This is a genomic window from Arthrobacter agilis (assembly GCF_002953615.1).
GTDB lineage: Bacteria > Actinomycetota > Actinomycetes > Actinomycetales > Micrococcaceae > Arthrobacter_D > Arthrobacter_D agilis_B.
Genome location: NZ_CP024915.1, coordinates 1,358,265 through 1,361,618, shown reverse-complemented (window position 1 = coordinate 1,361,618; position 3,354 = coordinate 1,358,265). Strand labels below are relative to the sequence as shown.

The 3,354-nt window shown below is 68.5% G+C and carries 3 protein-coding genes and 1 tRNA gene (1 of these 4 cut by a window edge); 3 read left to right on the top strand and 1 reads right to left on the bottom strand.

What is annotated here, in order from left to right; genetic code table 11:
- Window positions 1–16: transfer RNA gene (locus tag CVO76_RS06505), tRNA-Arg, on the top strand; it begins 157 nt to the left of the window's first position.
- Window positions 1–1,502: energy-dependent translational throttle protein EttA (gene ettA / locus CVO76_RS06500; protein ID WP_208741322.1), on the top strand; the 1,502-nt coding region annotated here is incomplete at its 5' end. The genes CVO76_RS06505 and ettA, both read left to right, overlap by 16 nt.
- 127 nt (window positions 1,503–1,629) lie before the next feature.
- On the opposite strand, the gene tesB is transcribed toward ettA, so the two are convergent.
- A complete protein-coding gene (gene tesB / locus CVO76_RS06495) occupies window positions 1,630–2,550 on the bottom strand; it encodes an acyl-CoA thioesterase II (protein WP_133080643.1) in 921 nt (306 codons plus the stop codon).
- A gap of 204 nt (window positions 2,551–2,754) precedes the next feature.
- Between tesB and CVO76_RS06490 the strand changes: the two genes are divergently transcribed.
- Window positions 2,755–3,219, top strand: a complete 465-nt coding sequence (locus CVO76_RS06490) for an acyl-CoA thioesterase (protein ID WP_208741320.1) — start codon at window positions 2,755–2,757, stop codon at window positions 3,217–3,219.
- The last annotated feature ends 135 nt before the right edge of the window (window positions 3,220–3,354 follow it).

Below are 3,354 nucleotides of genomic sequence, written 5' to 3'. Positions count from 1 at the left end.
AATCCTGCCGGGGGCACGGCTACACCGTAGGGATCCTCCTGCAGGAACCGCCCCTGAACGAGGAGAAGACCGTACTCGGCAACGTCCAGGAGGGCGTCGGCGAGATCTACGGGAAGATCCAGCGGTTCAACGAGATCTCCGAGGAGATGGCCAGCCCCGACGCCGACTTCGACACGCTGCTCGACGAGATGGGCAAGCTGCAGGAAGCGATCGATGCCGCCGACGCCTGGGACCTCGACTCCCAGCTCGAGCAGGCCATGGATGCACTGCGCTGCCCGCCGCCGGAGGCCGATGTGCGTGTGCTGTCCGGCGGTGAGCGCCGCCGTGTGGCACTGTGCAAGCTCCTGCTGCAGAAGCCGGATCTCCTGCTCCTCGACGAGCCGACCAACCACCTCGACGCCGAGAGCGTCCTCTGGCTGGAGCAGCACCTGAAGTCCTACGCCGGTGCCGTCCTGGCCGTCACCCACGACCGGTACTTCCTCGACCACGTGGCCGAATGGATCGCGGAGGTGGACCGGGGGCACCTCTACCCCTACGAGGGCAACTACTCGACCTACCTCGAGAAGAAGCGCGCGCGCCTCGAGGTCCAGGGCAAGAAGGACCAGAAGCTGTCGAAGCGTCTCACCGAGGAGCTCGAGTGGGTCCGCTCGAATGCCAAGGGCCGCCAGACGAAGTCCAAGGCACGCCTGAACCGCTACGAGGAGATGGCAGCGGAGGCCGAGCGCACGAGGAAGCTCGATTTCGAGGAGATCCAGATCCCGCCGGGCCCGAGGCTCGGCAGCCAGGTCATCGAAGCGCGCAACCTGCGCAAGGGGTACGACGACCGCGTCCTCATCGACGAATTGTCCTTCTCGCTGCCCCGCAACGGCATCGTCGGCGTCATCGGTCCCAACGGCGTCGGCAAGACCACGCTGTTCAAGACCATCGTGGGCCTCGAGCCCCTCGACGGCGGGGAACTGCGCATCGGCGAATCGGTGAAGATCTCCTACGTCGACCAGTCGCGTGGAGGCATCGACCCCAACAAGTCGCTGTGGGAGGTCGTGTCCGACGGACTCGACTTCATCCAGGTCGGCCAGGTCGAGATGCCGTCCCGCGCCTACGTCTCGGCGTTCGGCTTCAAGGGACCCGACCAGCAGAAGAAGGCGGGCGTGCTCTCCGGCGGTGAGCGCAACCGCCTGAACCTCGCGATGACGCTCAAGCAGGGTGGCAACCTCCTGCTCCTCGACGAGCCGACCAACGACCTCGACGTCGAGACGCTCTCGAGCCTCGAGAACGCACTGCTCGAGTTCCCCGGCTGCGCCGTCGTCGTCTCGCACGACCGCTGGTTCCTCGACCGGGTGGCAACGCACATCCTGTCCTACGAGGGCACCGAGGACGACCCGGACAACTGGTACTGGTTCGAGGGCAACTTCGACGCGTACGAGCAGAACAAGGTGGAGCGGCTCGGACCGGACGCCGCGAAGCCGCACCGCGTCACGCACCGCCGCCTCACCCGCGACTAGGGGCACCGCGACCGGACACGAGGAGGGACACGGCATCATGCCGTGTCCCTCCTTTCGTATCCGCTGGTATGCGCTCGGATCCGCGCCCTGCAAGCCCGCGGGCACCGGCGGGACCTGGCAGAATTCCTCAGGCGGACGGGATCCTGACCATACCCTCCTGCGCCACACTGGCCACGAGGTCGCCGCTGCGGTTGTAGATGCGTCCGGCGGCGAGCCCGCGGGCTCCCGACGCGCTGGGGGAGCTCTGGACGTAGAGCAGCCAGTCGTCGACGCGGACCGGGCGATGCCACCACATCGCGTGGTCGAGGCTGGCCACGCTCATGCCGGGCTGGATCCAGCTCAGCCCGTGCGGCCTCAGGATGGACTCCAGGAGGGTGTAGTCGCTCGCGTACGCCAGGGCCGCGCGGTGGAGGTCGGGGTCGTCGGGCATCGGCCCGAGGCTGCGCATCCACACAGCGTTCCGTGGCTCCCGCGACCCCTCGTTGGACAGGTACAGGGGAGCGTCGATGTGCCGGATGTCGAAAGGACGGTCGAAGGCCCAGGCGCGGGCCACGGGGTGGTCGAAACCGCCGAGGAGATCGACCGTCGAGGGCAGGCTCTCGGGGTCCGGCACGTCCGCCGGCATCGTGTCCTGGTGGACGATCCCGTCATCCGGCTCCTGGAAGGAAGCGATCATCGACAGGATGGGCACGCCGTTCTGGTAGGCGTGCGTGCGGCGCGCCGAGAACGAGCGCCCGTCCCGCAGGCGCTGCACCCCGAACGTGATCGGCTGGTCCGCATCCCCGGCACGCAGGAAGTAGGCGTGCATCGAGTGCACGTCCCGGCTGGGCTCCACGGTGCGCATCGCCGCGACGAGCGACTGCGCGAGCACCTGCCCCCCGAAGACGCGGCGGCTCGGCTGCCGGACCGAGGTCCCGACGAAGATCTCCTCGTCCGTCTGGGCGCCCTCCGCACTGCTGAGGTCGAGGAGGTCCAGGAGCGTCGCCGTCGGATCCTTCCGCGGTCCTCCCTCCGCCGGTGCTTCAGCCGGGGGCGCGTGTTCTGCCATGGTTCGGTGTCTCCTCGTAGGGCGGCGTCTGGTGCAGTGGAGCCCGGCAGCCGCGCGAGGCGGTCCCGGGCATCTACTGACAGTAGACGCCGTCCCACCGGCGCTCAACATGCCGGTCGCACGACGGCATGGCGTTGCTCACACCGGAGCCTGAAGGGGACCTGCGGATCGCTCCGGCCGAGCAGCTTTTGAGAGTATGGCCCTATGTCTCCCGTGCACACCATCCCCCTCCAGCTGCGGTTCGGCGACGAGGACTCCTACGGCCACGTCAACAACGTCCGTTTCCTGCAGTTCCTCGAGGACGCGCGCGTACTGCTGATGAGCGAGCCCCGGCCCGGCGGGTCGTTCATGGACCTGGTCGATGCCGATCACTTCACGCTCGTGGGCCGGCAGGAGATCGAATACCGGGCCCCGCTGAACTTCAGCATCACACCCGCCGCCGTCGACCTCTGGGTGACCGCCGTCGGCGGCTCCAGCTTCGAACTGGGCTATGCCGTGCGGGACCGCATGGAGAGCGAGGGAAGCACCACCAGCGCGATCGCTGCGACCACCATGGTGCTGGTCAGCCGGAGCACCGGGCGACCCGTTCGCCTGTCGGAGGCGCAGAAGCGCATCCTTTCCGCCTGGGCCGGCCCTGCCGTCCCGTTCCGCCGCGCGCGCAGCAAGTAGCACCCGGATGACCTCCCCCTTCGTGCGCCTCGCGGACCCGCAGACCGTCGCCGACTTCCGGACCTTCACCGCGCGCGCCAGGGCCAACGACGACGGCGGCATGCGGCTCGTCGCGGCGGGCCCGGTCCTGGCAGC